Source organism: Actinacidiphila sp. bgisy167 (assembly GCF_057707665.1).
Genome location: NZ_JBYIQP010000182.1, coordinates 1 through 2,293, shown reverse-complemented (window position 1 = coordinate 2,293; position 2,293 = coordinate 1). Strand labels below are relative to the sequence as shown.

Sequence of the window (2,293 nt, the reverse complement as noted above, 5' to 3'; positions counted from 1 at the left end):
AAGAAGACGACTGAACCCGATCTTGTTACAGATTTCTCTACCTCATCAAGACACCCGGCGTCGCTCACGCTCCGCCGGGCGCGCGGCCGACGTCCGGCCGCGCCCACGCTCCTGCCTCCGTCCCGCTCGGCGCGCCGTCCGCTGCCGCGCGCCCACATAGGTAGGCCAAGGGGCATGAGGTCAGAACCGCGGTGGCTGGGGCGGCCGGCGCTCCGAGGCTTTACGCAGCCACCATGGGGCGAGCCTCGAAGATCGGGGCCCACATCGGGCCTTAGCGGGCAGGTCCACAGACCGCCCGAGTCGCCAGCAGCTTACGGGCCCCGATCTCTCGCCCCATGGCAGCTCCAGCCCAAAGCCTCTCCACACCGACCGCGAGGTACGGTGCCCGGGTGGACGAGGAACCGGTCATCATAAAGCTCACCCGCGATCAAGCGTTCGTGCTGTCGGACTGGCTGTACGAAGTGATGATGAAGTCCGACCAGCTGAGCCCGATCGTGCCCGACAAGGCGGTCTGGTCTGCTGTGTACGCGATCTCAGGCACCTTGGAAACCACGCTGCCAGAGATCTTCATGCCGGACTACGTTGGTCGCCTTGAGCAAGCTCGTCGGCGCCTCATCGCGGCTTCGGCCGAGGATGACGACGGTCAAGAGATGCACGAGTCCGATTGAACGTGGGCCGTCTCCGGGCCGTCCGAGGTGAGCCAACGTTGACAGACGATGACAACCGTTCACGGCATCGGCGCAGGTCATAAGCCGGGCGCGACAAACCCGCCCAGGTGGGAGCTTGCCGCACCACTTCCAGAAGAACTGATGGCATTGCCCGGAGCGTGCTCCACCCACCGCGCCTGGGTCAGTGGTTGCTTCGCACGCCGGCGCAGCGTGTACGGCTTTGTGCCATCAGCTACGGGCGTTCAGTCGTCGCCTGGACACCTGCTTGGCGCAGCCGGTGGGCGAGGACGGTCATTTCGGTCAGCGTCCCCGTTTGGGTTCCCGCGCGTACTCGCTGCGCCATGGCCTTCGCCTGGATCAAGTCGAGTCCTAGTTCGACACGTATCACCCTCATGAGTACGACGGCACTGGACGACGGGTCGCAGAGCCGTAGTCGCGTCGGACCATGCTCGGATAGCAGCCGTTCCCGCAGATCTCCTGGCACATCCGATCGACCGCAGGCGATCACGTACATGCCGCAGGCGGCACAGCTTTTCGCGATGTCCCAGCGCACTTCACCGTCGACCAGGCCCTCACCGGCGTCACACTCCGCCACGGCGCCGCAAGTTTCGCAGTCGGACGGATACCTGACCGACTCACTGGCCGCCATCGCCTCCACCCCCGAAACTCATGCCGGTCCCGCGCTCTAGACCAGAGGCTAAACGACACAGGACCTTGTGCCACAGCCGTGCCAGGTGAGGCGGTGCTGAACGGGGAGCCACGGGGAGCAGCGGTGACGGGTTCACTTTGCCGCAGGTCAGCGCCCGCCCAGGTGAGGCAGGGTCCGCAGCCTCAGTCTTCCAAACTGGTGCGGCGTGGCCGTTACAATCGACCCATGACGTCACATCAGGCGGATGCCGCGTAGATCCCCGCGCAAGCTCAGGGCCACCTCGCCCCATGGGCAATACGACGGTGGGGTGAGCACGCTGCTCATCAGTACGTGCCCGGGGCAGCCAGTGTGTTCGGCCATTCACACGTACCTCTTCGTCGATGGCCTCGACGTGGTCGCGCGCAGCGACAGCAGAATGGCCGGCCTCGGTCCAAGGCGGCTGCTCCGCCCAGGCGGACCGCTCTATCCGCCGGATATGCCATGCACGGTGGATGTGGCAACTCAGGAGGAGCCCGAGCCGGGGCCGGACAGGCTGACCATCCGGATCCGGCTCCGGGGCGAGACGGTCATCTGGACCGACCTGATGTATCCGGGCCTCGATGGCAGACCCATCGAGGAGGTTCGCTTCCACCTGAACCAGTACCTGGGCGAAGTCGAGCGGGCCTATGCGGCGTTGAAAGAGCAGCCCTGATCGCCAACGAGCTGAGATCATCCTTAGGTGGCAGACGCACAGCTACCCGCGGGGTGGACCCTTCAGCAGATTCGCGACGTATCCGGGGACCGAGAAGCTGTCGTCCTGGACCCAAACCGAGCAGTGAAGTGGGTCGCCTCTGACGCCCACAAGGTAATGCACCCGGAGATCGTTCTCGGGTTCCACGACCTGTGCATCGTGAAGCCTGTCGATGACGACGACTGGTACATGGGCAGCCTGTACGACGACGGCAGCATCGACTGTTGGACAGCCTACGAAGAGCTC

3 protein-coding genes are annotated in these 2,293 nt (G+C 64.9%); all 3 read left to right on the top strand.

Annotated features, from left to right (window positions below; translation table 11 throughout):
• Positions 1-389 precede the first annotated feature (389 nt).
• Positions 390-668: a hypothetical protein gene (locus tag AC3ET4_RS30610; RefSeq protein WP_431955200.1), complete on the top strand. Its 279-nt coding sequence runs from the start codon at positions 390-392 to the stop codon at positions 666-668.
• Positions 669-1,624: 956 nt separating this feature from the next.
• A complete protein-coding gene (locus AC3ET4_RS30605; RefSeq protein WP_431955198.1) occupies positions 1,625-2,008 on the top strand; it encodes a hypothetical protein in 384 nt (127 codons plus the stop codon).
• 27 nt (positions 2,009-2,035) lie between these two features.
• Positions 2,036-2,293: hypothetical protein (locus tag AC3ET4_RS30600; RefSeq protein WP_431955196.1), on the top strand; the 258-nt coding region annotated here is incomplete at its 3' end.